The sequence below is a fragment of the Synechococcus sp. CBW1006 genome (genome assembly GCF_015840525.1).
GTDB lineage: Bacteria > Cyanobacteriota > Cyanobacteriia > PCC-6307 > Cyanobiaceae > CBW1002.
In genome coordinates, this window is the sequence record NZ_CP060396.1 from 2,968,658 (window position 1) to 2,993,812 (window position 25,155).

27 protein-coding genes and 1 tRNA gene are annotated in these 25,155 nt (G+C 68.0%); 14 read left to right on the plus strand and 14 right to left on the minus strand.

Annotation, left to right across the window (positions count from 1 at the left end; genetic code table 11):
* Nucleotides 1–12 precede the first annotated feature (12 nt).
* Complete coding sequence (locus H8F26_RS14465; RefSeq protein ID WP_231597858.1) at nucleotides 13–237, plus strand: Nif11 family protein; 225 nt, start codon at nucleotides 13–15, stop codon at nucleotides 235–237.
* Here the strand turns inward: H8F26_RS14465 and H8F26_RS14470 are convergent.
* Genes H8F26_RS14470 through dnaG form a run of 3 tightly spaced genes read right to left on the minus strand, consistent with a single transcriptional unit; the run spans nucleotide 214 to nucleotide 3,737 of the window.
* Nucleotides 214–1,203: a sensor domain-containing diguanylate cyclase gene (locus tag H8F26_RS14470; RefSeq protein ID WP_197155054.1), complete on the minus strand. Its 990-nt coding sequence runs from the start codon at nucleotides 1,201–1,203 to the stop codon at nucleotides 214–216. The two genes, H8F26_RS14465 and H8F26_RS14470, sit on opposite strands and share 24 nt — an antisense overlap.
* 49 nt (nucleotides 1,204–1,252) lie before the next feature.
* Entirely contained in the window at nucleotides 1,253–1,522 is a 270-nt protein-coding gene (locus H8F26_RS14475; protein WP_197155056.1) for a hypothetical protein, read from the minus strand.
* 43 nt (nucleotides 1,523–1,565) lie between these two features.
* The gene (gene dnaG, locus H8F26_RS14480) at nucleotides 1,566–3,737 is read right to left on the minus strand and encodes a DNA primase (protein ID WP_197155058.1); all 2,172 of its coding nucleotides are present in this window, start codon (nucleotides 3,735–3,737) and stop codon (nucleotides 1,566–1,568) included.
* A 201-nt stretch (nucleotides 3,738–3,938) separates the two neighbouring features.
* On the opposite strand from dnaG, the gene H8F26_RS14485 reads away from it, so the two are divergent.
* Nucleotides 3,939–4,811 (plus strand): DMT family transporter, encoded by an 873-nt coding sequence (locus H8F26_RS14485; protein WP_197159236.1) that lies wholly within the window; start codon nucleotides 3,939–3,941, stop codon nucleotides 4,809–4,811.
* On the opposite strand, the gene H8F26_RS14490 is transcribed toward H8F26_RS14485, so the two are convergent.
* Nucleotides 4,759–5,223, minus strand: a complete 465-nt coding sequence (locus H8F26_RS14490; protein ID WP_197159237.1) for a hypothetical protein — start codon at nucleotides 5,221–5,223, stop codon at nucleotides 4,759–4,761. The genes H8F26_RS14485 and H8F26_RS14490 overlap by 53 nt on opposite strands.
* A gap of 24 nt (nucleotides 5,224–5,247) precedes the next feature.
* Between H8F26_RS14490 and ruvA the strand changes: the two genes are divergently transcribed.
* From ruvA to H8F26_RS14505, 3 genes are all read left to right on the plus strand, one after another.
* Nucleotides 5,248–5,949, plus strand: a complete 702-nt coding sequence (gene ruvA / locus H8F26_RS14495; RefSeq protein ID WP_197155060.1) for a Holliday junction branch migration protein RuvA — start codon at nucleotides 5,248–5,250, stop codon at nucleotides 5,947–5,949.
* Between the two features lie 88 nt (nucleotides 5,950–6,037).
* Nucleotides 6,038–6,307: a 30S ribosomal protein S15 gene (gene rpsO / locus H8F26_RS14500; RefSeq protein WP_197155070.1), complete on the plus strand. Its 270-nt coding sequence runs from the start codon at nucleotides 6,038–6,040 to the stop codon at nucleotides 6,305–6,307.
* Nucleotides 6,308–6,316: 9 nt separating this feature from the next.
* On the plus strand, nucleotides 6,317–6,763 hold the full coding sequence (locus tag H8F26_RS14505; RefSeq protein ID WP_197155072.1) for a PAM68 family protein: 447 nt from the start codon (nucleotides 6,317–6,319) through the stop codon (nucleotides 6,761–6,763).
* Nucleotides 6,764–6,783: 20 nt separating this feature from the next.
* Here H8F26_RS14505 and H8F26_RS14510 read toward each other — a convergent pair whose 3' ends face one another.
* From H8F26_RS14510 to H8F26_RS14550, 9 genes are all read right to left on the minus strand, one after another.
* Complete coding sequence (locus tag H8F26_RS14510; protein WP_197155074.1) at nucleotides 6,784–10,338, minus strand: DNA polymerase III subunit alpha; 3,555 nt, start codon at nucleotides 10,336–10,338, stop codon at nucleotides 6,784–6,786.
* A gap of 188 nt (nucleotides 10,339–10,526) precedes the next feature.
* Nucleotides 10,527–11,987 carry an Asp-tRNA(Asn)/Glu-tRNA(Gln) amidotransferase subunit GatA gene (gatA, locus tag H8F26_RS14515; protein WP_197155076.1) on the minus strand — a complete coding sequence of 487 codons (1,461 nt, stop codon included), beginning with the start codon at nucleotides 11,985–11,987 and terminating at the stop codon, nucleotides 10,527–10,529.
* Between the two features lie 30 nt (nucleotides 11,988–12,017).
* Nucleotides 12,018–12,278 carry a DUF1816 domain-containing protein gene (locus H8F26_RS14520; RefSeq protein WP_197155078.1) on the minus strand — a complete coding sequence of 87 codons (261 nt, stop codon included), beginning with the start codon at nucleotides 12,276–12,278 and terminating at the stop codon, nucleotides 12,018–12,020.
* Between the two features lie 60 nt (nucleotides 12,279–12,338).
* The gene (gene rlmB, locus H8F26_RS19565) at nucleotides 12,339–14,417 is read right to left on the minus strand and encodes a 23S rRNA (guanosine(2251)-2'-O)-methyltransferase RlmB (protein ID WP_231605234.1); all 2,079 of its coding nucleotides are present in this window, start codon (nucleotides 14,415–14,417) and stop codon (nucleotides 12,339–12,341) included.
* Between the two features lie 25 nt (nucleotides 14,418–14,442).
* Nucleotides 14,443–14,799: a ribonuclease III domain-containing protein gene (locus tag H8F26_RS14530; protein ID WP_197155080.1), complete on the minus strand. Its 357-nt coding sequence runs from the start codon at nucleotides 14,797–14,799 to the stop codon at nucleotides 14,443–14,445.
* Nucleotides 14,800–14,875: 76 nt separating this feature from the next.
* On the minus strand, nucleotides 14,876–15,262 hold the full coding sequence (locus tag H8F26_RS14535) for an STAS domain-containing protein (RefSeq protein WP_197155082.1): 387 nt from the start codon (nucleotides 15,260–15,262) through the stop codon (nucleotides 14,876–14,878).
* A gap of 88 nt (nucleotides 15,263–15,350) precedes the next feature.
* A complete protein-coding gene (gene carA / locus H8F26_RS14540; protein WP_197155091.1) occupies nucleotides 15,351–16,520 on the minus strand; it encodes a glutamine-hydrolyzing carbamoyl-phosphate synthase small subunit in 1,170 nt (389 codons plus the stop codon).
* An 80-nt stretch (nucleotides 16,521–16,600) separates the two neighbouring features.
* On the minus strand, nucleotides 16,601–17,635 hold the full coding sequence (gene trpD, locus H8F26_RS14545) for an anthranilate phosphoribosyltransferase (protein WP_197155093.1): 1,035 nt from the start codon (nucleotides 17,633–17,635) through the stop codon (nucleotides 16,601–16,603).
* 40 nt (nucleotides 17,636–17,675) lie between these two features.
* A complete protein-coding gene (locus H8F26_RS14550) occupies nucleotides 17,676–18,011 on the minus strand; it encodes a DUF3288 family protein (protein WP_197155101.1) in 336 nt (111 codons plus the stop codon).
* 103 nt (nucleotides 18,012–18,114) lie between these two features.
* Here H8F26_RS14550 and H8F26_RS14555 point away from each other — a divergent pair, with 103 nt between their 5' ends.
* The 9 genes from H8F26_RS14555 to H8F26_RS14595 all read left to right on the plus strand — a co-directional run bounded on the left by H8F26_RS14555 (nucleotide 18,115) and on the right by H8F26_RS14595 (nucleotide 23,941).
* On the plus strand, nucleotides 18,115–19,869 hold the full coding sequence (locus H8F26_RS14555) for an ABC transporter ATP-binding protein (protein WP_197155103.1): 1,755 nt from the start codon (nucleotides 18,115–18,117) through the stop codon (nucleotides 19,867–19,869).
* Between the two features lie 110 nt (nucleotides 19,870–19,979).
* Nucleotides 19,980–20,243 carry a hypothetical protein gene (locus H8F26_RS14560; protein ID WP_197155105.1) on the plus strand — a complete coding sequence of 88 codons (264 nt, stop codon included), beginning with the start codon at nucleotides 19,980–19,982 and terminating at the stop codon, nucleotides 20,241–20,243.
* A gap of 96 nt (nucleotides 20,244–20,339) precedes the next feature.
* Nucleotides 20,340–20,999, plus strand: coding sequence for a peptide-methionine (S)-S-oxide reductase MsrA (gene msrA / locus H8F26_RS14565; protein WP_231605643.1), 660 nt, complete (start codon nucleotides 20,340–20,342; stop codon nucleotides 20,997–20,999).
* Between the two features lie 32 nt (nucleotides 21,000–21,031).
* Complete coding sequence (locus H8F26_RS14570; protein ID WP_197155109.1) at nucleotides 21,032–21,925, plus strand: alpha/beta fold hydrolase; 894 nt, start codon at nucleotides 21,032–21,034, stop codon at nucleotides 21,923–21,925.
* A gap of 90 nt (nucleotides 21,926–22,015) precedes the next feature.
* Nucleotides 22,016–22,888, plus strand: coding sequence for a lysophospholipid acyltransferase family protein (locus H8F26_RS14575; RefSeq protein ID WP_231605235.1), 873 nt, complete (start codon nucleotides 22,016–22,018; stop codon nucleotides 22,886–22,888).
* 79 nt (nucleotides 22,889–22,967) lie between these two features.
* Complete coding sequence (locus H8F26_RS14580) at nucleotides 22,968–23,312, plus strand: hypothetical protein (protein WP_231597862.1); 345 nt, start codon at nucleotides 22,968–22,970, stop codon at nucleotides 23,310–23,312.
* Nucleotides 23,309–23,497, plus strand: coding sequence for a hypothetical protein (locus tag H8F26_RS14585; RefSeq protein ID WP_197155111.1), 189 nt, complete (start codon nucleotides 23,309–23,311; stop codon nucleotides 23,495–23,497). Before H8F26_RS14580 ends, H8F26_RS14585 begins: the two co-directional genes overlap by 4 nt.
* Nucleotides 23,494–23,853 (plus strand): hypothetical protein, encoded by a 360-nt coding sequence (locus H8F26_RS14590; protein ID WP_197155113.1) that lies wholly within the window; start codon nucleotides 23,494–23,496, stop codon nucleotides 23,851–23,853. Before H8F26_RS14585 ends, H8F26_RS14590 begins: the two co-directional genes overlap by 4 nt.
* Before the next feature lie 14 nt (nucleotides 23,854–23,867).
* Nucleotides 23,868–23,941: transfer RNA gene (locus tag H8F26_RS14595), tRNA-Pro, on the plus strand.
* Nucleotides 23,942–24,389: 448 nt separating this feature from the next.
* Here H8F26_RS14595 and H8F26_RS14600 read toward each other — a convergent pair.
* Nucleotides 24,390–25,151, minus strand: a complete 762-nt coding sequence (locus tag H8F26_RS14600; RefSeq protein ID WP_197155115.1) for a type 1 glutamine amidotransferase — start codon at nucleotides 25,149–25,151, stop codon at nucleotides 24,390–24,392.
* Nucleotides 25,152–25,155 lie beyond the last annotated feature (4 nt).

Consider the following 25,155-nt stretch of genomic DNA (forward strand, 5'->3'; position numbering starts at 1 on the left):
GTTGTCATGAGCATGCAGAATCTTCACCGCCTGGTGGTGGATGCCGAGAGGGACGAGCGGATGCGTGCCCGTCTGCGCCGCTGCCGCAACACCGCCGATCTGATTCGCACGGCACGGCGTCTCGGCTATGGGATCAGCGCCGTCGATCTGAAACGTGCCCGCCAGGACGATCAGCGCAGTCGCGAGGTTGTAGCGCGGCAGGCGGTGGCTGGCTCAGTCAGCTCCCATCAGGCGTGAGACCTGGTCGCGGCCGTTGGTCTTGGCCAGATCCAGGGCATGTTCGGCGCGGTGCAGCAGATCGTTGAAGCTGGTGTCGCCGGCGGTGCGACTGGTGAGTCCACCGCTGATCTGGAGCTGGTAGCCGGAATGGGAGAACACGCCAGGGAGGTGGTGAACGCTCTCGCGCAGTTGTTCGGCGATCTGCAGGGCGGAGTCACTGTCGCGCTCCAGCATCAGCAGTGCGAATTCGCTGTTCCCCATGCGCACCACCAGATCATGCTCCGGCAGCAGGCTGCGGCAGAGCTGGCTCACGTCGCGGAGCACCTGATCACCGGCGGGGTGGCCCCAGCGGTTGTTGATCAGGCGGAAATTGTCGAGGTCGATGCACAGAAGTGACAGGGGCAGGTCGTGCTGCAGCGCTCTCTCGAACTCCTTGGTGCCGAGTTTGTGCAGCAGGGTGCGCTGCGGCAGTCCGGTCACCGGACAGTGGTGACTCATCCGCCGGAGTTCGATCTCGCGCATCACCAGGTCGGCCAGCAGCTTCAGCTGATCGATCTGCTCAGGGCTGGGCTGGCGCGGTTCCCGGTCGATCACGCAGAGAGAGCCGAGCTTGTGCCCATCGGGCGTCCGTAGCGGCGCTCCGGCGTAGAAGCGGATGTGGGGATCGCCCGTGACCAGGGGATTGGTGGAGAAGCGCTCGTCGGCCAGGGCATCGGGCACCACCAGCACCTCGTCTCCGAGAATGGTGTGGCCGCAGAAGGCCTGCTCCCGCGGTGTTTCCCGCACCGTCAGGCCCTGACGGGAGAGAAACCACTGCCGATCGGCTTCCACCAGGGAGATCACGGCGATCGGAGTCTGGTAGAGGCTCCGGGCCAGGGTGAGAATCCGATCGAAGTGGGGATCATCGGCATGGCCCTTGAGATCGTGCCGCTCCAGATCACGCAGGCGCTCCTGTTCATCGGCAGGAATCGGAAAGCTGGCCATGGCGGTGCGGAGACAAACAGGGAGTGCCGGTGAGGCCGGAGGACGGCGATCAGAGCAGGTGGCCGTCCGGCGGCGTATCGCCAAGGGCCTCTCTGATCATGGCGGCGGTCACCGGCAGCGTCTCAAGTTCATCGGCGTTGTCGAGAAAGGCATCGAAGGAGGCGTAGCGGCGCACCATCGGTTCGGCGCCCGGCGCGGCGCAGGCCTGCTCCCAATCCTGATCATCCGGGCGAACGGCGGCAAAGCATTCCAGGGCCTCGGCCAGGTCGGCGCCGTCGCCGATCTGCTCGCCATGCCAGAGAACCTCGTAGAAGCCCATGGCGACACCATGCACGCTGTCTTCATTGTGAAGGCAGACAGCCTCAGGCCGGGCCCGAGGTCAGCTCCGATCTGGCTTCCCGGACCAGCTCCTCATAGCCGGCGCGGCGGCGGGCATCGAGCTGCTCGAGATAGCGACGCTCGTTGTAATAGAGGTCCTGGAAGCGCAGGGCGTCGCTGTTGAGCTCCGCGAACATGGCCTCGATGCGGCTCTCCATGTCCAGGGCGGCTTCCGCCGGAGCCGTGGCTCGTGCCGGATCCGTAACTCGTGCCGGATCCGTGGTTGCTGCTGTGCTGGCCTCTGCCGCTCCCGGCAGATTGGTGGCGGTGGGGGCATCGATGGGGTTCAGCAGGCGGGCGAGACAGCGTTCCAGCGTTTCCAGGTTCTGGGACCTCCAGGCATCGAGCAGGTGTCGGCAGCGCTTCAGGGCCCGCTGCCGCTCGAGCACGGCCGTGGTGCCACGCAGCTGCAGCTCGGGCTGGGCCAGGGCCATGCGATGCAGTTCGCTGGGTTCCAGCAGCGGCGTCAGACGGCTGAGCAGGGCGCTCTGCTCCACCACCAGCTGATCGCCCAGCAACCGTGGCAGATCCAGATCAGCCAGATCCTCTCCGCCATCACTGCCGCGGTTGATCGCCTCCAGCCGGCCGGCCCCGAGGTTGTCTTCCTCGAGGGCGCTGATCGCGGCCCAGAGCAGGCGATGGTGCTGCAGGGCGAAGTCTTCCAGGTCCCGTTGCCGCAGCTCCCGCCGGATCAGGGGCCGGTGCAGCGGGCAGTGGAGGTAGAGCCGCAGCACCTCCGCCTCGGCCCGTTCCCGCAGTCCCGCTTCGCCGGGCTGCTCCCACTTCTGGGAGCGTCCGTGCCAGCGCTGGCCCTTCACCTGCTGGCGCAGGTCTTCCTCCAGCTGCAGGGCCAGGCGGGCCTGGCCGCCGCTGAGCCGCTCCGCCACCTGCTGCAGGTAGTGGCTGCGCACGGCGCTCTGGGGGAGTTTGCCGAGCAGTTCCACCAGGCCAGCCACCGCCTGCTGGAACTGCTCGGCCCGGGCGAGATCGCGGTCGGCCAGCACCTGCTCGATCTGCCAGTCGAGCCAGAGGGGCGCGGCTTCCAGCAGGGCGCGGTACTCGCCGGGGCCGTGCTGCCTGAGGAACTCGTCGGGATCCTTGCCGGCGGGCAGGTGCAGCACGCGCAGCTCCAGCTGCCCCTGCAGGGCCAGCTGCTCCACTTCGCCGATCGCCCGCTGGGCGGCCCGCACGCCGGCGCCGTCGCTGTCGAAATTGAGGATCAGCCGCTTGCTGTCGCAGCCGCGGCAGATCTGGGTGATCTGCTGACTGCTCAACGCTGTCCCCAGGGCCGCCACCGCATTGGTGATGCCGGCCGCATGGAGGGCGATCACATCGAAATAGCCCTCCACCACCACCGCCTGGTCGTCCTTGCGGATCGCGACGGTGGCCCGGTCGAGGCCGAACAGATGCTTGCCCTTCTCGAACACCTCCGTTTCCGGGGAGTTGAGGTACTTCGGTTCGCCGCCATCGAGGCTGCGGCCACCGAAGCCGATCACCCGGCCCTGGCGGTCCTTGATCGGCACCATCACGCGATGGCGGAAGCGGTCGTAGAAGCCCTCACCGCCCTTGCGGGCCACCACCATCCCGGCGGCCTCCAGCAGATCCACCCCAAGGCCCTCCACCTGCTGCAGGTGGGTGAGCAGACCGTCCCAACGGTCCGGGGCGTAGCCCAGCTCGAAGGTCTCGAGAGTGCCTTCGCTGAGGCCGCGGTTGTCCTTGAGGTAGGCGAGGGCCGCGGCGCCCTCGGGACTGCGCAGCTGGCTGCGGAACCAGCCCGCCGCCAGGGTGAGCACCCGATGCAGCTGCTCACGGCGGGACAGCTGCTTGCGCAGCCGTTCCTGCTGGGGTCCGTCGACGGTCTCGATCGGCAGCTGATACTTGCGCGCCAGCTCCAGCACCACATCGCCGAAGCTCTGGCGCTGCAGTTCCATCAGGAACTTGATGGCGTTGCCGCCGGCACCGCAGGAGAAGCAGTAATAGAACTGCTTGGCTGGCGACACCGTCATCGACGGTGATTTGTCGTCGTGGAAGGGGCAGATCCCCACGAACTCGCGCCCCTTCTTCTTGAGCACCACGTGCTCGCCCACCACATCGACGATGTCGGCCCGTTCCTTGACGGCCTCGATCGTGCGGGGGTGGAGGCGGGGCAGGCTCAAGGAAAAGGCGGAGGGGGAAAGGAGAGGAGAGAGGAGGGAGGAGAGAGACTGAGGGCGATTCTGCAGGGATCAGGAGGGAGCCGCTGCCGTTTCGATGGCACAGCCTGGCTGCAGAGTGCGATCCTGAGCAGCCCGCCAGGGACACTCGTGCGCGTTCTGCCGCTGGGGTCAACCCCGATCGAGGCCGCCGCCGTGCGGGCGATGCTGCTCAGCGCCCTGAGCTTCAGCCTGATGGGGGTGTGCGTCAAGCAGGTGGGCGCCCGCATCCCCGCCGCCGAGGTGGTGCTGGCCCGGGCGCTGCTGAGCGTGGCCCTGAGCTGGTGGTTGCTGCGCCGCGCCGACATCGACCCCTGGGGCCGCCGGCGTGGCCTGCTGATCGTGCGGGGGGCCATCGGCACCCTGGCGCTGCTGTGCGTCTACGCGGCGCTGGCGGCGCTGCCGCTCGCGTCAGCCACGGTGCTGCAGTACCTCTACCCCACCTTCACCGCCCTGCTGGCCTGGCTGGCCCTGGGGGAGCGGATCGGCCGGCGCGTGCTGGCGGCCATGGCGGTGGGCTGGCTGGGGGTGCTGCTGGTGGCCCAGCCGGCGGCGCTGCTGGGCGGGATGGGCCGGGCCTCCGCCCCTTCCCTGCCGCTGATTCCGGTGCTGATCGCCCTGGCCGGAGCCCTGTGCACTGCCCTGGCCTACGTGAGCGTGCGCCAGCTGGGCCGCAGTGAGCATCCCCTGGTGATCGTGTTCTATTTCCCCCTGGTGGCCGTGCCCCTGAGCCTGCCGCTGGTGGCGCTCGATCCGGTGATGCCCACGCCGGTGGAGCTGCTCTGGCTGGTGGGGGTCGGATTGTTCACCCAGCTGGGCCAGGTGTGGCTCACCCGGGGCCTCACCGCCCTGCCGGCGGCTAAGGCCACGGCGATCAGCTACGCCCAGGTGGTGTTCGCCGGGCTCTGGGGCTGGCTCATCTTCCAAGAGGGGATCGATGGCTGGACGCTCCTGGGCGCGGTCCTGGTGCTGCTGGCCACCTTGCTCAGCCTGAGTGGCCGTTCAGGGGCAGGGGGTAGGTCAGCCAGTCCTGGTTGAGACCGTCGCTGCTGCCGGTCGGTTGAGCCAGCCGCCAGCTCTGGCCCCGCTCGCCCCGCTGCAGATAGAGATCGAAGGGGGTATCGACCCGGATGGGATCGCCGGCCAGGCGCCAGTCGAAACGGCCGTTGAGGTGCAGGCCCTTGGCCTCGCCGATGGCCAGGCTTTCCTGGTGCTCCAGCCGCACCCGGCTCACCTCGGGCGGGCCGGCCGGCTCCAGGGCCAGGGCCTGGGCAATGGCTCCCTGGGTGAGGTCGATCTGCAGGCCCAGGGCGCTGAGCAGCACCGATCGCGGCGGCTGCCCCACGCCGCCACATCCCCCCAGGCTCAGCGGCAGCAGCAGCGCCAGCAGGATCAGGCTGCCTGTGAGCAGCCGGCGCAACTGCGAGGGGGGTGGCAGGGCGGGCAGCATGGGGGCGACGAAGCGAGCTTCCCCATGATCGGTTGGCTGCAAGGGCAGGTGAGCGATCCCTGGCAGCAGGGGGCGCGCTGCGGATTGCTGCTGCTCTGCCAGGGCGTGGGCTATGAGGTGCAACTGAGCCAGCGGCACTGGCGGGAGCTGCCGTCGGCTGGGTCGCGGCTCAGCCTGCACATCCATCACGCCATCCGGGACGATGCCTGGACGCTCTACGGCTTCCCCCAACGGCAGGAGCGCGACCTGTTCCGAGAGCTCGTGGCCGTGAGTGGCGTGGGCCCGCAGATGGCCCTGGGGTTGCTGGGTGCGATGGCGGCCGAGGAGCTGGCCCGCGCCATCGTCCAGGCGGATCTGCGCCAGCTCAGCAGTGCCCCCGGGGTGGGCAAGCGCACGGCGGAGCGGTTGTCGGTGGAACTGCGGAGCCGTTTGCAGGAGCGCTTCACTGACCTGCTGGACGGCGTGGTGGATGGCTTCGACGACTGGGCGGAGAGTCCGACCGCTGGAGCGGAGGGCGCGGCGACGGCCCTGGTCGCGTCCACCCGCAGCGAGGTGGAGCAGACGCTCGAGGCCCTCGGTTATGAGGTGCTGGAGATTCACCGGGCCCTGCGGGCCGTGGCGGCCAGTGATGCCGTCGCTGTTGCCCAGGGCGAGCTGGGCCTCTGCGGCGACGCCGAGACCTGGCTGGCGGCCTGCCTGCGCTGGCTGTCGCGGCCAGCGGCCTGACCAAAACAGGAAGGAATGGCCAGCCAGAGAGCTGTTCTGCCGGAAGGTAGGGTAGATGTTTGTTCGTTACGGGCCAGACGCCGCCCCCATGCCGCTCAACACCATCCAGAAGCAGGAACTGATCAACAGCCATCAGACCCACGGCACCGACACGGGTTCGGTCGAAGTGCAGGTGGCGATGCTGAGCGAGCGCATCAGTCAGCTCAGCGGACACCTGCAGAAGAACATCCACGATTTCTCCTCCCGCCAGGGTCTGCTGAAGATGATCGGTCGCCGCAAGCGGCTGCTCGCCTACCTGCGCAGCAACAGCGAGGATCGCTACACCTCTCTGATCGCCACCCTCGGCATCCGCGGCTGAGGTCTCGCCATGGCCCGCCAGGGACAGCCCAAGCCGTTTGAGCCCCGCGGGTCCAGGAAGCCTGCAAAGGCCACTGCCAAATCCTCAATCAGCCCTAAAGCCTCGGGCAGCGCCAAAGCCTCCCGTGGTCAGCAGGCCATTCCTGAGATGGTGGCCAATCGCATGGCCCGTCGTATCGCCATTGCCACCGGCATTCCCTCCGCTCTTGGCATGGGGGTGTTCGTGGCCAGTTATTTTCTGGTCAGCCGAGGTGTGGTGGACATCGCTCCCGCCCTCACCCTGGTGACTTCCGGAGCGTTTTTCCTGCTGGGTCTGGTCGGCCTGAGCTACGGCGTTCTGTCTTCCAGCTGGGAAGATGTGCCGGGCAGCCTGCTGGGGCTGGAGCAGATCCGCGTCAATCTCGGACGACTGCGTCAGTCTGTGCGGGCCATGCGTCAGGGCAGCCCGGCTGAGTGAGGTCCTACCCGCCTTGAGTCCTACCCCGCCTTGAGGGGAGAGCGCAACGTCGCCCGGAAGTCTGCCGAGCCCAGGGTGGCGACGGCAGCTTCGGCATCGGCCACACAGAACTGGTGGCCCAGGCGCACATAGAGGGTTTTCTCGGCCTGTCGCACCACCGCCACCACCGGCACCCGCAACCCCGCTTCGTCCTGGGGCGGACGGTGGCGCTGCAGACATTCGCGCAGCCGATGCTGCACACCAATGTCGGCAGCGGCCTCGGCGGGCAGCTCCACCAGCAGCAGTTGCAGGTCTTCGATGCTGCGACAGTCGTCCACGATCAGCTGAACCCGGTCGTCGCGCCGGTCGACCGAGCCCCAGATCAGCAGCCGCGCATCCACCATCAGGTGATCGGCGAGCCGCGCGTAGCTCTTGGGGAACACCACCGCCTCGCAACTGCCGGTGAGATCCTCCAGCTGCAGGACCGCCATGCGATCGCCCTTGCGGGTGGTGACCTGACGCAGCTCCGGCACCATCACCACCGCACTCACCTTGGCCTTGTCCGCCTGCTCCTCCAGGGCCGCCAGGCTCACCGGTGACAGCAACTTCACCTGCTGGGCCAGCTGCTTGAGCGGGTGGTCGGACAGATAGAACCCCACCAGATCCTTTTCCAGCCGCAGCTTCTCGGTGGGGGGATAGTCCTTCACGGGGGCCGCCTTGGGGGCGGTGCTGAGGTCGCCGCTGGCCGAACCGCCTGCTGTGGTGCTGTCTTGCGCGGCACCACCACTGGCCAGGCCACCACCGAGCAGGTCGAACAGATTGCCCTGGCCACTGGCCCGGTCCTTGGCGCGGGAACTGGCCCAGTCGAGCACCAGATCCAGATCCGCCATCAGCTGGGCCCGGTTGGCACTGGGTTCGAGCGCGTCGAGAGCACCGCAGTGGATCAGGGCCTCCAGAGCGCGGCGGTTGAGCTGCTGGGAGGGGATCCGGTCGCAGAGATCCGCCAGGGAGCGGAAGGCTCCATCGCTGCCGCGGGCCTCAAGCAACTGGCGGATGGCGCCATCGCCGAGGTTGCGCACGGCCGAGAGGCCGAAGAGGATGCGATCACCCACGGGGGTGAAATCGATGCCGGAGGCATTCACATCCGGCGGCATCACTTCGATGCCCATGGCGTTGCAGTTGGCGATGTAGCGCTGCACCTTGCTGCTGTCGCCGGCATTCACCGTGAGCAGCGCCGCCATGTAGGCCACCGGGTAGTGGGCCTTGAGGTAGGCGGTCTGGTAGGTCACCGCGCCGTAGGCGGTGGAGTGGCTCTTGTTGAAGCAGTATTCGGCGAACAGCACCATCTGCTCAAACAGCGCTTCGGCGAGCTTCGGATCGACTCCGCGTTCCGTGGCACCCTGCACGAAGAGGCTCTGGTGCTTTTCCATCTCGCTCTTTTTCTTCTTGCCCATCGCCCGCCGCAGCAGATCGGCCTCACCGAGGGAGTAGCCGGCCAGGTCCTGGGCGATCTTCATGATCTGCTCCTGATAGACCATGATCCCGTAGGTTTCGTTCAGAATCGGCTTCAGGGTCTCGTGGGCGAAGTCGATCGCTTCGCGGCCATGCTTGCGGTTGATGAATTTGGGGATCAGGCCCGCATCCAGAGGCCCTGGTCGGTACAGGGCCAGGATCGAGGAGATGTCTTCAAGGGATGAGGGCTTGAGGTCGCGCACGATCTGCCGCATGCCGCTCGATTCCAGCTGGAAGATGCCCTCCAGATCTCCGCGGGCCAGCAGCGCGAAGGTGCCTTCATCGGCGGGCGGCAGATCGTCGGGATCGATGCGTTCGCCACAGCTCTGCTGCACCAGATCGAGCGTCTTCTCGATCATGGTGAGATTCTTGAGGCCGAGGAAGTCCATCTTCAGCAGCCCCATCGACTCCACATCCTCCATGAAGTACTGGGTGATCACCTGACCATCGTTGTTGCGCTGCAGTGGCACCAGCTCATCGAGGGGATCGGCGGCGATCACAACGCCCGCGGCATGGACGCCGAAGGTCTTGTTGGTTCCTTCGATCCGGCGGGCCAGATCCACCCAGTGCTTCACCTTCGGGTCGTTCTCGTACTTCTCGCGGAACTCCGGCGCCGGTGATTCGGGTCCGATCATCTCCTTCAGCTTGGCGGGTTTACCCCGCACCACCGGGATCAGCTTCGCCAGGCGGTCGGCTTCGCCATAGGGAATGTCGAGCACGCGGGCCACGTCCTTGAGCACCGCCTTCGAGGTCATGCGGTTGAAGGTGATGATCTGCGCCACCTTCTCCTCGCCGTAGCGGCGGGTCACGTACTCGATCACCTCACCGCGGCGCTCGATGCAGAAGTCGGTATCAATATCCGGCATTGACTTGCGTTCCGGGTTGAGGAAGCGCTCGAACAGCAGACCGTTGGTGACCGGGTCGATGTTGGTGATCCCCAGGGCGTAGGCCACCAGTGATCCGGCGGCCGATCCCCGTCCCGGACCCACCGGGATACCGTTGTCGCGGGCGAAGCGGATGTAGTCCCACACCACCAGGAAGTAGGTGGGGAAGCCCATCTGCTCCATCACCTGCAGTTCGAAGGCGAGGCGCTCGCCGTAGGTGGGATCGAAGCCGTCTCCCTCGGCCAGCTTCAGCCGCGCCCGCAGGCCCTGCTCAGCCACGGCGGTGAGATAGCTCACGGCCGTGTGCCCCTCCGGGATCGGAAAGCGGGGCATCTGGTAGCGGCCGAGGATGTCGTAGTCCTCCACTTTCTCCGCCACCTTGGCGGTGTTGGCGATCGCCGCCTCGATCACCGCCGGCTCGAGGTGATCGCTGAAGAGCTGGCGCATTTCCGCCTCGCTCTTGATGTATTCGGTGCCGGTGTAGCGCAGCCGCTTCTCGTCGGTGATCAGCTTGCCGGTGAGCACGCACAGCAACGCATCGTGCGCTTCCACATCCCCCACGCTGAGGTAGTGGGCATCGTTGGTGGCCACCAGCGGAATTCCCAGCTCGGCACCGATCGCGGCGATGCCGGTGTTGACGATCCGGTCTTCGATGCCGCCGTGGTCCTGGATCTCGAGGTAGAAATCGTCTCCGAAGACGCTCTGGTACCAGCCCGCCACCTCCCGCGCCACATCGGGCCGGCCCCGCAGGATCGCCTGGGGGATTTCGCCGCCGAGGCAGGCGGTAGCCACGATCAGTCCCTCGCTGTATTGCTGCAGCAGCTGCTTGTCGATGCAGGCGCGTGAAAAGATGCCGCGGCCGCGCATGCCGCGCAGGTGGCTGATGCTGGTGAGCTTCACCAGGTTGCGGTAGCCGGTGGCGTTCTTGGCCAGCACCACCAGGTGGTAACGGCGCTCCTTCTTCGGCTGCGGATCCTCGATCGAACCGTTGATCACATACATCTCATTGCCGATGATCGGCTTGATGCCGGCGCCCTTGCAGAGCTTCAGCAGCTCGATCGCGCCGTACATCACACCGTGATCGGTGAGGGCCAGGGCGGGCATGCCCAGCTCCACAGCCCTCTCCACCATCGCCGGCAGCTGACTGGCCCCATCCAGCAGGCTGTAGTCGCTGTGGTTGTGGAGAGGGACGAAGGCCAAGGGGTTGCCGGGGGTGAAGCGGGCTGAAGACGGCAGGCCACCGCAGACAACGGGGCCCCGTGCACCCTAGGCCCGCCGGACCCGATTCACCCCAGATCCGGTGTTTCAGAGCAGTTGGATCGCTCTGAAACACCGGATCTGGTGGTCCTGGTGCCGCCTGCGATTCCGGGCCAGGGCAGCGGTATGGCTCAGGGCACCAGGGCGGCTTCCGGTCGGCTGGCCATCACATCGGCGGCTTGCTCGTAGTGATGCGCCACCTGCAGCAGGCGCTCCTCTTCCAGCACGCCCGTGATCAGCTGCAGGCCGATCGGCAGGCCCTTGGAATCGAAGCCGCAGGGAACGCTGATCGCCGGCAGGCCGGCCATGTTGGCCGGGATGGTCAGCAGGTCGGCCAGGTACATGGCCAGGGGGTCGTCGCTGTGGGCACCGAAGCGGAAGGCGGTGGTGGGGGAGGTGGGGGTGAGCAGCACGTCCACCGTCTCGAAGGCGCGATTGAAATCACGGCGGATGAGGGTGCGCACCTGCTGGGCCTTCTTGTAGAAGGCGTCCACGTAGCCGGCCGAGAGCGCGTAGGTGCCGATCAGGATGCGGCGCTGCACCTCGTCGCCGAAGCCCTCGGCGCGGCTGCGGGAGGTCATCTCGGCCAGGCTGCCGGTTCCTTCGGCCCGGTAGCCGTACTTGACGCCGTCGTAACGGGCCAGGTTGGCGCTGGCCTCCGAGGGGGCGATCACGTAGTAGGTGGCGATGCCGTCGTTGAAGCGCGGGCAGCTCACATCCACCAGGTCACAGCCGAGGGCCTCGAGCTGGGCTGCGGCGGCCATCACCGAGGCCTTCACTTCCGGGTCGAGCCCTTCGGCTTCGAAGCACTCGCGCACCAGGCCCACCCGCAGGCCCGCCACCGGCTGGCGCAGCGCGGCCAGGTAATCGGGAACAGGAGCCTTGAGGCAGGTGGCATCGCGGGGGTCGGCGCCGGCGATCACCTGCAGGATCTCGGCCGCATCGGCCACGCTGGTGGCGAACGGACCCACCTGATCGAGGGAACTGGCGAAGGCCACAAGCCCCCAGCGGCTCACCCGGCCGTAGGTGGGCTTGAGACCCACCACCCCGCAGAAGGAGGCGGGCTGGCGGATCGATCCACCTGTATCTGAGCCGAGGGCTGCAAGGCCTTCGCCGGCTGCCACGGCAGCGGAGCTTCCACCGGAGCTGCCGCCCGGTACGCAGTCGGGGTCCCAGGGATTGCGGCTGGGTCCGAAGGCCGAGGTCTCGGTGGAGCTGCCCATGGCGAACTCGTCGAGGTTGGTCTTGCCGAGCAGCACGCCGCCGGCGTTCCAGAGCCGCTCGGTGACGGTGGATTCATAGGGCGGAACGAAGCTCTCCAGCATGCGGCTGGAGCAGGTGGTGCGGATCCCCTTGGTGCAGAGGTTGTCCTTGATCGCCAGCGGAACGCCAGCCAGGGGGGGGAGCTCCTCACCCGCGGCCCGTGCCGCATCGATGCGATCGGCGTCGGCGCGGGCGCGATCGGCGGTCACCTCGAGGAAGGCGTGGATGGTGGGATCCACGGCCTCGATGCGGGCCAGATGGTGATCGGTGAGCTCGCGGGCGGATACCTCGCCGCTGTTCAGCTGCTCACGCCATGCGGCGATCCCCATCCACCCTGATCCCGACTGCGATGGACGCTATCAGTCGGCACCCTCGCCGTCGTCGGGGAATTCGGTCAGGGGTTCGCTCTTGTGGGTGCGTACCAGCTCGTGCTCGATCGATCCGGGCTTCTCTTCGGACAGATCGGCGAGGAAGGCCGGCAGGGCGGCCTCCAGCGAACGGCGCCGCAGGAAGGGGCCGAACCAGTACACGGCTTCGGGGTCATGGGTTTCGATCCGGGCCCACCAGGCCAGTCCCAGCCCATTCACAACACTCCGCGTGGGCCAGAGCAGGGGATTCATCAAAAGGGCGCCAGTCCTTTCCATTCTGCCCAGGTCATCGGCCTCTGATCCGCCATGCCGTCAGAGCCGGATATCTCCGTCAAAGCCGGAAGCGGCGCCGTAGGCATCACCAGTCTCGGAGGCGGTGAAGTCGTCGCTGACGAGCGCGTCCGGGGCCGGATCCTCCAACGGGGTGCCAGCTCCCTGGTCCTGCAGCCCGTGATCCTCAGCAGCGCTGCTGTCATCGGAATGGACCAGGGCAGCACTGGTGCCGGCCATCGGGAGATCGGCAGCGTCGTGACCGACGGTGCCCAGGAGGGGAGCCCCAAGCTGAGCAGACTCTGGAGGGGCGGCCTCCAGGGGGGCTGGGTCCAATTCGGCCGTGTCGAGCGGGGAGTTGGCGAGATCGAGAGTGCTGCGATCGGCAGGGTCGGGATCAGGGGTGTCGACCAAGTTGGTGGCCTCCTGGATCAGCCCCTGGCTGTCGACAGGTTGCGCGGATGCGGCTGCCTCGGGTGCGTCTTCGTCGTCCAACTCTGGTTCGCTGGAGACAGCCGGCATGGTGACAGCTGCGGCACTGGGCAGGGCCGGCCGCACAATCCGCGGCGCCGGAGCGGAGCCCAGCACGGTCTTCATCCAGCTGCGGCGGGCCACCTCGTAGAGCATCAGGGCAGTGGCCACCGAGGCATTGAGACTGGGGGTGGCGCCCCGCAGAGGAATGCGCACCAGCTGGTCGCAGGAGCGGCGGGTGAGCATCGACAGCCCGTCACCTTCTGAGCCGGTGACGATCACCAGCGGACCATCCAGGTCAGCCTCCTCGAGGGTGACGCTGCCTTCGCTGGCCAGGCCCACGACGCGATAGCCCTCCTTTTTGAGGGTGTCCAGGGCGCGGTTGAGGTTCACCACCCGGGCCACCGGCAGATGTTCGAGGGCGCCGGCGGCCACCTTGGCCACTGAGCCGGTCAGGCCGGCGCTGCGGCGTTGGGGCAGGACCAGGCCGTGGGCCCCGAGGGCTTCGGCGCTGCGGGCGATCGCGCCCAGGTTGTGGGGATCGGTGACGCTGTCGAGGGCCATCAGCAGGGGCGGTTCGCCGATCTCGCGACAGCCCTCGATCAGGCTGGGCAGATCGAGGGTTTCGGCCGCGGCGGTCTGCAGCACGATCCCTTGGTGCACGGCCCCGCTGGTGAGCTGGCCGAGGCGGGCCCAGGTGACCTCCTCCACCAGCACACCACTGGCCTTGGCCTCCCGCAGCAGCTGCAGGAATTTGGGGCTGAAGCGCATCTCCGGCGTGCACCAGACCCGGTGAATCGGCCGGCCGCTTTCCAGAGCCGCCTGGGCGGCATGACGGCCCCAGAGCAGGTCCGGAGGAGTGTCGCCGCCGAAGCTTTCCGATTCGCCGCTGGGTTCGGGCTCCTGTCGGCTGGCCGGCGGCCGCTCATCGCTGCGGCCCGGCCGGCTGAACCGGTTGCCATCGCGGCTGCTGCTGCCCGCGAAGCGGGAGCCGCCGCCGGCGAAGCGGGAGCCACCGCTGGAGGAGCGCGAACCGCCGCCACCGAAGCGGGAACCCCCGGCGGCAAAGCGGCTGCTGCCGGCTGCACGCCCTTCGAAACGGCGCGGTTCCCCACGACTCATGCCACGACGCAGCTCGCCCGTGCTGTCGTCGCCGCGGGCTTCCAAGGGCCGTCGTTCGAAGCTGCGTCCTTCCGGCCGCCGCTCCGGCCGATCGCCGCGCTCGTCGCGAGCATCGCTGCGGCCGGCGAAACGCTGGGGCGGCTTGCCGAAGGGCCGATCGCCGCCGCGATCACGCATCTGGCCGCGGGGCTCGAAACGCCCTCCCTGGCCGGCGGGGCGTCGCCCTTCGCTGCGGCCGCCTTCCGGCCGGCTTCGCTCGATTCGGCGCGCATCCGGTCGCCGCCCATCAGGCCGACCTGCCGCTGACCCCTCGCCCCGAGCCTCTGTGCGTCCGCCCCAGCTGCCTCGACCGGCGGCGCCTCCCGGGCGCGGTCGGCCGAAGCGGGGATGTCGCTCACCGTCGCGCCCGCCATCCCGGGCTCCGTCCCGTCCACTCTCGCGTCCGCCATCCCGTCCGTTGTCCCGTGCTCCGTCCCGTCCTCCCCGGCCGATGGATTTGTCCGGTTGGCGATCGAACCGTGGGCTCATGGTGATGTCGGCGGATGGAACGGGGTTATGGGTCGGTCTCCTCCAGGTGATCGAGCAGCTTGGCGAGCCGCTGCGGATTCTGCAAAAAGAGCCAGCCCACCATTGTCTCAAATCCCGTCGCCTGGCCGTAGGTGGCTGAATCACCCCGCCGCGGCCCGCGACCGGCCCGATTCCGACCCCGTCGCACCAGGTCACGCTCCTGCTCGTCCAGCAGCGGCTCAAGCCGCAGCAGGGCACGGGCCTGGGCCTCCGCCTTCACAGCTCCCACCACAGCCCGATGCAGGGTGACGGAGCGCTCGGCCCGGTCGCAGTGGCGCCGTCGCTGGTGCAGCTCCCAGACGGCATCACCGAGCCAGGCCAGCTGCAGGGGGCCGAGAGCCATGCCGGGTGGCACGGCAGGAATGGCCGCGAGCCAGGCAGTGGAGGAAGCTCCTGCCGAGCTGGCACTGGCTGTCGTCTCAGGCGGTGGCAAGGCTGGCCAGGGCCGTGGGCAGGTCGGGCTGCAGGTGGAGGAAGGCTTCGAGCCGCACCAGCTTCACGGTCTGCACCACGCGGGCGTTGCCCACCACCACGAAGCCGGTGCCATCGGTGGTGCACTGCTTGGCGAGCTGCACCAGGGCGCCGAGGCCGGAGGAATCGATGAAATCGATCCGGCTGAGGTCGATCACCACAGGCAGGGCCTCGCCGGTGCGCTGGGCAACGACGAATTCGTTGAACTGCTTGTCCGAGTAGGCGTCGAGCTGACCGGTGAAATGAAACAGCAGACAATCGCTGCGGCGCTCGCAACCGCCGCGCAGGGACACCGTGAGTCGTTGCAGGTCGTTGATCGCTCCAGCTCCCGTCACAGGACGAATGCGCGCAGTGTAGGGATATCGCCGCAAACGTCCTGAAGGTGACACAGACTGCAGATGAGGCAGGCTGGGCTCAGCCTTTTCAGGGCGTCTTGTCCAGACGCCGGTCCGCCATCAGCGCCGCGAAGCGGCCGAAGTGGTGATCGGCGTCGTGGGGGCCGGGGCTGGCTTCCGGGTGGTACTGCACGCCGAACACCGGTTGGTGCCGCAGGGCCAGGGCCGCCACCGTGCCGTCGTTGAGATTGAGATGGGTCACCGTCACCTGCTCTTCGGGCAGGGAGGTGGCGTCGATCGCGAAGCCATGGTTCTGGCTGGTGATCTCCACCGAACCCGGTGAGCCGCAGGGATGGTTGAGGCCGCGGTGGCCGTAGCCGAGCTTGAAGGTGGTGCCGCCCAGGGCCAGACCGAGGATCTGGTGACCGAGGCAGATGCCGAACACCGGCAGATCGGGCTGCTTCAGCAGGCCCTTGGCCAGATGGATGCCACTGCTCACCGCCGACGGATCACCGGGGCCGTTGGAGAGGAACACCCCCTCCGGCTGCAGTGCCAGCACCTGCTCAAGGCTGGCATCGGACGGCAGGACCGTGACCGTGCAGCCGTGGGCCACGAGCCGATCGAGGATGGCCCGCTTGATGCCGAAATCGATCGCCACCACCCGGTAGGGCTGCTCAGGCCCCGACTGCAGGCGCGTATCGAAGCCGGCAGCGCAGGGTCGATCCCAGTCGTAGGGCTGGCGGGTGCTCACCTGTTCGGCGAGGTTCAGGCCTGTCATCACCGGGGCCTCACGCACCTGCTCCAGCAGGGCCTGGGGGGTGGTGCCGTCGCTGCTGATCGCCCCGTTGATGGCGCCGCCCTCGCGCAGATGGCGCACCAGGGCACGGGTGTCGATGCCGCGGATGCCCACCACCCCATGCTGCTGCAGCCAGCCATCGAGATCACCCTCGGACCGCCAGCTGCTGGCCACAGGCGACAGCTGGCGGGCGATCACGCCACGCACGTGGGGCGCCTCCGCCTCCTGATCGGCGGCGTTGACCCCGGTGTTGCCCAGCTCCGGATAGGTGAAGGTGACCAGTTGGCCCGTGTAACTCGGGTCGGTCATCACTTCCTGATACCCGCTCATGCCGGTGTTGAACACCACCTCACCGAGGGCGGTGCCGATGGCCCCGAAGGCCGTGCCGCGCAGCAGGGTGCCATCGGCGAGCACCAGCAGGGCGTCGGAGGTGGGCTCTGGCACGGCGCTCAGGTGCGACATCGCCCCGATCATCCCTGAAGACCCGGGCCGGCAGTGTTCGCTGCCGTCACCCCCTTGCTGCTTCGCCTCGCTGCTCCGCCTCAGGCCGCCGCCAGCTGCTGCCGCAGGGCCAGCAGACGCTGCCAGGCCCCGTCGCCGGTCAGCACGCCCAGAGCCTGTTCGAGGCCCGTCGGGATCGAGGCTGCCCGGCCGGCGGCCCACAGCACCAGGGCGGCGTTGAGGGCCACCACATCGCGCTGGGCGGTGGTGCCGCGGCCCTGCAGCACGGCTTCGAGGATCGCCGCATTGGTGGCGACATCCCCGCCGGCCAGGGCCGCCAGAGGTGCCGGGGTGAGGCCAAGGTCGGTGGGGTCGAGCGTCTCCTGGCGAATCGTGCCGTTCTCCAGCAACCGCAGCGCATTGGGGCCCGAGAGGGAGGCTTCATCGAGGCCGCCGTGCCCATGAACCACCACGGCCCGCTCCAGGTCGAGGCGCTGCAGGGCCTCGGCCATCGGATCCAGCAGATCGTCACGGGCTACGCCGAGCACCTGGGCATCGGGTCGCAGCGGGTTCACCAGCGGTCCGAGCAGGTTGAACACGGTGCGCACCCCGAGGCTGCGGCGCAGCGGGGCCAGTCCCACCAGGGCCGGATGCCAGCCCGGCGCGAACAGGAAGGTGAGCCCCGTCTCTTCCAGGGCCGCCACCACCTGGGGCTGGGGAGCCTGCAGCCGCAGGCCGAGGGCTTCGAGCACGTCGGCCGAGCCCACCCGTCCGCTGGCACTGCGGTTGCCGTGCTTGGCGACATGGGCGCCGGCAGCCGCCGCCACGAAGGCCACGGCGGTGGAGATGTTGAAACTGTCGGCCCCATCCCCACCGGTGCCGCAGGTATCCACCAGGAACAGGGGCGGCCGGGGCCCGGGCAGCGGACAGGCCTGGCGCAGCACCTCTGCCAGGGCGGCCAGTTCCTCGCCGTTGACGCCCTTGGCCCGCAGGCTGGCCAGCAGGGCCCCGGTCTGCACCGGCTCCAGCTGCTCCTCCAGCCAGGCCCGCATCAGGGCGGTGGCCTGCTCGCCGCTGAGGTCGCGCCCCGCCAGCAACTGCTCCAGCAGCGCCGGCGGCGACAGGGGATGGGCCATCGAAGCACTGCAGCTGCCGGCAGGCTAGGGATCGGGGCCGTCAGGGCTCCTGATCGGCTGTGTCGAAGCCCGACCCCACCGGTTCGTTGGCGGCGGCGGCGGCTCCAGGTCGGAAGCCCGCCGCCCAGATGGCGCGGGTGCGCTGATGCAAGGCCTGCCGCTCCAGTCCCCAGAGGCGCAGCACTTTCTCCAGATCGTCCTGCACGTCGCGGGCGCCGGGGAAGCCCTGGTAGCGCATCAACAGGCGGGCCGCATCGACCAGATCCGCCTCGGTGGGCGTGGCGGCGGCGAGCAGGCGATCGACCGTGTCGCGGTCGCTGGCGTGGAGCGGATGGCTCTGCTCGTTCTGGTGGGGGGCCGACGGATCGGAGGCCATGGGCTGCGCGGGCAGGGCAGCGTTCCAGCCTGGGGCATGGTGCCGACGCGGCGGTGGAGCACCCTCCGTAAGTTGGACCTTCGCTTCGCCGCACGGCCCTGCCATGAGCGCCCCACGGCTCGCCCTCATCCTTCGCTACCTGCGCCCGCACCGACGAACGGTGCTGCTCGGGGCGGCGGTGCTGGTGGTGGTGAACCTGCTGAGCGTGTCGATTCCCCTGCAGGTGCGGGGGGTGATCGACGATCTGCAGGATGGCTTCTCCATGCAGGATGTGCTGCGCCAGGCGGCGCTGATCCTGGCGCTGGCCAGCGTGATGGGGGCGGCGCGGCTGTGGTCACGGATGCTGGTGTTCGGCGTGGGTCGCCAGGTGGAGGCGACCCTGAAGGAGCGCATCTTCAGCCACCTGCTGCGCCAGGAGCCGGGCTGGGTGCAGGCCACCGGCAGCGGTGAGCTGATCAGCCGCGCCACCAGCGATGTCGAGAACGTGCGCCGGCTGCTGGGCTTCGCGGTGCTCAGCCTCACCAACACCGCCCTCGCCTATGCCCTGACTCTGCCGGCGATGCTGATGATCGACCCCTGGCTCAGCCTGGCGGCGGTGGGATTGTATCCGCTCATGCTGATGGTGGTGCGCCTGTTCGGCGGCCGCATGATGCGTCAGCAGCGTCGCCAGCAGGAAAGCCTGGCGGGCCTCAGCGACCTGATCCAGGAAGACCTCTCCGGCATCAGCGCCATCAAGATCTACGGCCAGGAGCGCACCGAGCAGGGGGCCTTCGCGGCCCGCAACCGCGTCTATCGCGATGCCGCCCTGGGGCTGGCCCGGACCCGCAGCACCCTGTTCCCCCTGCTGGAGGGCATTTCCTCGATCAGCCTGCTGCTTCTCCTGGCCCTGGGCAGCGGCCAGCTGGAGAGCGGCCGGCTCACGATCGGCGATCTGGTGGCCCTGATCCTCTTTGTGGAGCGGCTGGTGTTCCCCACCGCCCTGCTCGGCTTCACGCTCAACACCTTCCAGACCGGGCAGGTGAGCCTGGAGCGGGTCGAAGAGCTGCTGCAGCGTCAGCCGCAGATCGTGTCGCCCATACAGCCGGTGCCCGCGACCCAGCCGCCCCGGGGGGCGCTGGAGGCCCGAGGCCTCTGTGTGCGCTACCCCGACGCTCCCCGACCGGCCCTGGTGGATGTGTGCTTCCGGCTGGAGCCCGGTGAGCTGGTGGCGGTGGTGGGGCCGGTGGGCTGCGGCAAGACCACCCTGGTGCGGGCCCTGGGGCGGATGGTGACCGTGGAGCCCGGTCAGCTGTTCCTCGATGGAGTCGACGTGACCGACCTGTCGCTGCCGGATCTGCGCGAGCGGGTGGCGGTGGTGCCCCAGGAGGGCTATCTGTTCACGGCAACCCTGGCGGACAACCTGCGCTACGGAGTTCCGGAGGCGCCGCAGGAGCGGGTCGAGCTGGCGGCCCGGCAGGCCCGCCTCGAGGCTGATGTGAAGGGTTTCCCCGATGGCTACGCCACCCTGGTGGGCGAGCGGGGCATCACCCTCAGCGGCGGCCAGCGCCAGCGTGCCGCCCTCGGCCGGGCCCTGCTGGTGGAGGCACCCCTGCTGGTGCTCGACGATGCCCTGGCCAGCGTGGACAACACCACGGCGTCTGAAATCCTCGCCTCGGTGCGGCAGCAGCAGGGCCGCACGATCCTGATGGTGAGCCACCAGCTCTCGGCCGCCGCCGCCTGCGACCGCGTGCTGGTGCTGGAGGATGGCCGCCTGGTGCAACAGGGTCACCACCGTGATCTGATCCATCAGAGCGGCACCTACCGGCGCCTGTGGGAGCGGCAACAGGCCGAGGAGCGGCTGCAGGTGGTCGAGACCTGAACCCTCCCTGTTGGGATCGACTGCCTGAAGTGATGTTGAGGGCTGCGGACAACACCGCTGCGGCCCGCTTATGTGAGAGCACCCATCTTCTCTGCCGGGACCCCGACCCCATGGATCCCTCCAAGGGCTACAACCTGCGCTGCACGCTCACCTTCGGTGACATCTACGGCCAGATCCTGATCTGGATGCTGGTGATCTTCGCCAGCCTTGCGGCTGGCATGGCGCTGATGGGAGCCAGCAAGCCGATCTTCGCCCTGGTGGGAGTGGGCGTGATCCTGGTGCTGTCGTTGCCGTTCCTGTTATTCGCCTTCACGACCACCCTGTTGAACCACATTGCCCTGGAGCCCAGCGCGACTGGCGGTGGCCCTTCCTAGGCTCGTTTTCTCTCGGTTCCTATCTCTGTGTTCGGGCTCTTTGCCACCTCCCCGTCCGGTTCGTCGACCCGTGATCACACCCCTGCAGGCGACGTTCTGCATGCCGTGTTGAAAACGCCCCTGGCGGCTCCGCTGGTGGAGGGGCAGGCCGAGGCCCTGTTCGGTTGCGGTTGCTTCTGGGGCGCCGAGAAGGGGTTCTGGCGCCTGCCCGGCGTCGTCACCACGGCGGTGGGCTATGCCGGCGGTGACCCGCCCCATCCCAGCTACGACCAGGTCTGCTCCGGCCGCACCGGCCACGCCGAGGTGGTGCGGGTGGTCTGGGATACGGCGGTGGTGGACGCCAGCGATGTGTTCAAGCTGTTCTGGGAGTGCCACGACCCCACCCAGGGCAATCGCCAGGGCAACGATTGCGGCAGCCAGTACCGCTCCGCCATCTATGCCAACGATCCGGCATTGCTGAGCCTGGCGCGGGCCAGTGGCGCCGCCTATCAGGAGCAATTGCAGGCGGCTGGTCTGGGCACGATCACCACCGAGATCGCCGCGGATCGGCCCTTCTTCTACGCCGAGGCCTACCACCAGCAGTATCTGGCCAAGCCCGGCAGCCGGCCCTACTGCTCCGCCCAGCCCACGGGTGTGCGCCTCGGTGCCTTCCCCGCAGCCGCCTACCGGCTCGGGGATGCGGTCTGGAAGCAGTACGACTGGAGCATCGCCCACTGCGTGCTGCGCAGCGACAACACACCGATCCAGGCCTCGTAATCCAGTCCTCGTAAGGTCGCTCTTTTCGCCCTGTGCCCCGCTCCACCTTTGCCTACGACTGGGAGGGCCAGGCCTGTTTCTGCCGGGTGGAGGGCGATCTGGAGGCCGGAAGCGCCGATCCGATCCTTTCGCTTCACCCGATCGGTGTAGGGCTGTCCGGTGCCTTCTGGCAGCGGTTCAGCCATGAATGGAACGCTCGCCGCCTGCCCCAACCCCTGATTCATCCGGATCTGATCGGCTGCGGCCGTTCCGCCATGCCGGACCGGATCCTCCGCCCCGAGCACTGGGCGGACCAGATTGCCGTGCTGCTGGATCAACGGGTGCGCCGGCCGGTGTGGCTGCTGGTGCAGGGCGCCTCCCTGCCGGTGGCCCTGGACTTGCAGGCCCTGCGGCCGCAGGCGATTCGCGGCATGGTGCTGTTCGGCCCGCCCTCCTGGAAGGTGATGACGGGGCCGGCTGATGAGCGGCTGGCCAACGCTCTCTGGCGTGGCTTCTTCCACACCCCCCTGGGCGGCCTCTTTTACCGCTACGCCCGCACCGAGCGGTTCCTGCGCTCCTTTTCGGAAAAGGAACTGTTCGCCCGCTCCTCGGATGTCGATGCGGAGTGGCTGTCGATGCTGCGGGAGGGGTCTCGCGATCTGGCCAGTCGCCATGCCGTGTTTTCGTTTCTGGCCGGGTTCTGGCGCCGCGATTACAGCGACCGCCTCCGCCAGCTGGAGGTGCCGGTGCTGGCCCTGTTCGGCGACCAGGCCAGCGGCATCAGCCGCCGCGGCAAACGCGATACCCCCCAGATCAAGGCAGCCGATTATGCGGGTCGGCTGCCCAGGGCCTCCGCCCGTCTGCTGGGCGGTCGCAACGTGCTCCCCTGGGAGACGCCGGACCAGGCGGTGGAGGCGGTGCATACCTGGATGGCCCAGCAGGCCTGAGGTCTCGGCCTGAGCCGTTCTCGCTGGAGCCCGCCTGGCTTGGATTCCATCACGCTGCAGCTGGAAACGGCCATACATTGAGCCTCGGTATTGGCCAGGCCCCTGAACCGCTCGCCCGATCCTGATCCCCATCCGGGGAGGCAGCGGGATCCCGATCTGATCCGGCGGCTGATGCCGCTGTGGGGCTGGCTCTACCGGTCTTACTTCCGGGTGCAGACCAGCGGTTGGGAGCATGTGCCGGCCTCGGGCCAGCTGATGTTCGTGGGCTCCCACAACGGTGGTCTGGCGACACCGGACCTGCCGATGTTTCTCTACGACTGGTTTCGCCGTTACGGCCTGGAGCGGCGGGTCTATGGACTGGCCCACGCCAAGGTGTGGCAGGCCTATCCCTTCGCGGCGGATCTGGCTGCCCGGGTCGGGGCGATTCCCTTCTATCCGCGCCAGGCCCTGGCAGTCCTGCGCCAGGGCGACAGTCTGTTGGTCTATCCCGGAGGTGGCCAGGATGCCTTCCGGCCCCATCGGCTGCGGGGTCGCATCCACTTCGGCGGCCGCACCGGTTTTCTGCGGCTGGCGATCTGGCATGGCCTGCCGCTGGTGCCCCTGATCTCCTGGGGCAGTCATGACAGCCTGTACGTGATCGAGGACTGCTACCCCGCCGCCCGGCGTCTGCATGACCACGGCATGCCCTGGCTGATGGGCCTCGATCCGGAAGTGATGCCGCTCTACCTGGGACTTCCCTGGGGCCTGGCGGTGGGGCCTCTGCCCAATCTCCCCCTGCCCACGGTGATCCATACGCGGGTCTGCCAGCCAATCCATCTGCCCAGCAGCGGCCATGCCGCCAGCCGCGACCGCGCTTACGTGCAGGCCTGCTACGACCGGGTGGTGGGGTGCATGCAGACCGAACTCGACCAGTTGCGTGCTGAGGTGACGGGCGGAAGGCGGGGCGCATGGTTCAAACCATGATCCGCCGCGAAGGATTCCCTGCAGAGCCTGGCTATGGTGCTTTTCGCACGGGCCACTGCCTGAGAGCCGTGGGTGCGTTATGAACGCTGATCATCAGCCCGCCACCACCCTGCGGAGGATGACTGTCCCCCTGTTCGGCCTGCTTTTCGGACCCCTGATCGCCATGTCCTCCCCCTGGTGGGAGGACTACGGCATCAAGGAGAAGTTTCTCTGCGCCGACAAGGCTCAGCTGGTGCTGGAACGTAACGACGCCCAGGCCTCCCTGATCGCCGGCCGCTTCCGTTCCACTCTGTTCCGCGAGGATTCCGCCGAACCGGGGATCCGCTACCGCAACGACGGCATGCTGGTCATCCTGCGCGGCGATGAGCTCACCCTGGAGAAGCTGCCAATCCGGTTGCAGTGCATCCGCACCGAACAGGTATGACGCCACTTCCCGATCGGATCGTGATCGTGGGCATCCTGGCCACGGTGGGTCTCTGTTTCGCCCTGGTGTTCTGGACCGTGCGCCTCAACCCCGGTGGAGAACCCCCGATGCAGTGGCGCGATTCCGCCCCATCCGCCACCATCGACCGACCGATGGCTGGCTCAACGGAGCGGGGTCTGTTGTGACCCCTTCCAGGCCCCCTGGAAGCCGCCGCCAGCTGCATCCCCTGCCCCGCGGGCTGGTGGAGCTCTACGGCCTGCTGGCGGTGCTGTTCGTTCTGATTCCCGAGTGGATGGCCGGGAGTGCCCTGGTCGGATTCCGCGAGGGTCGCGGCGGTGCTGATCTGCCGGTCACCAGCCAGGCGTGGGAGCGGTTGCCTGAGTTGCGACTCGCCACCATGACCCTGGCCCAGCTGCGCCTGCTGGCCCGTCAGCTGCGGGTGTGCGGCTACGCCGGTCTGAGCCGCGACAAGCTCACGGCCCGGCTGCTGCGTCGCCTGAAGCGCCGCCAGATCCAGGGGCGAGCCCGGCAGACGCTGTGATAATTTTCATTCGCCGGGGCGTAGCGCAGCTTGGTAGCGCACCACTTTGGGGTAGTGGGGGTCGTGGGTTCAAATCCCGCCGCTCCGATTGAATCAACGGCAACAGCGCAGCGGTTTCCATCCAGCCGCTTCTTTATCTCATAACCGTCCTGAACAGGGCGGTTTTTTATGCCTGCTGTTTTTGACTTAGAACTCAAAGCGCACCACTCAGTACTTGGTGACGAAGGAGTCGCCGACAGGGTTGTTCAGCACATTCTTCGAGCACTGAGCTCTGAGCTCTGAGCTCTGGGCTCAGAACACTGGCACTGGCTCTGAATACAGAACGCTTGCTTTGAAAATCTCACCCTGTCTCGGCAGTCACGATCAGAACTCTGGGTTTGGATCTGAACTCTGAATCCTCCATTTTCATGATCTCTCGACGGCAAGCGGATTCCTTCTCGTCGTCTTGCTTCTCCTCCTTGACCTGTTCTTCCCAGTGCTTCGGTTCAGTGGCTTGTTCCGGTTGACAAGCGTGCACTCGATGGATGGCCCGAGGCTCATCGACGCAGGCACGCCTCCAGGGCACTGAGCAGGTTCTCGATCAGCAGCGTCGCGCTGGCCTCGGTGCTGGCCTGCCAGTGCCGTCCGTCGCGGCGGATGCGCTCGACGCCATCAGCCCCGAGGGCTTCGATCACGTAGGCCCGATCCTGCAGCAGCCACGGCTCCAGCAGCTCCGGTGTGACCTCCAGATGAAACTGCAGGCCCCAGGCGTGCCGGCCGATTCGGAACATCTGCTCGACGCAGTGAAGGCTTGAGGCCAACAGGGTGGCGCCCGGTGGCAACACAATCCGATCGCCGTGCCAGTGCAGCACCAGTTCACTGGCGGCCAGGCCCTGCAGCACAGCTTCCTGCTCCGCCGTCGTCGTCCAGGTCACGGCTCCCCATCCCACTTCCCGCAATGGCCGGGGCGGCTCTGCCACCTCCAGGGGCACCGCATCGCCCCCCATCGCCCGGGCCAGCAACTGGGCACCCAGACAGATCCCCAGGACTGGCTGCTGCGCCTCCACCCGCTGGCGGATCAGCTCCAGCTCCGCCTCGAGCCAGGGAAAGGCATCGTTGCCGAGATCGGCCACGCCCATCGGTCCGCCCAGTACCAGCAGCACCTGGTCGGTGGGGGTGCCGTTGGGGGTCGCTGCCGGCAGAGCCTCACCCCGATCCGGCCGGCAGACGCTCACCTGCCAGCCTCTGGCGCGGGCTGCGCCTGCGAAGCGGCCAGGCCCTTCCCGATCGAGGTGCTGAATCACGAGAAGTTCGGTCATCGCC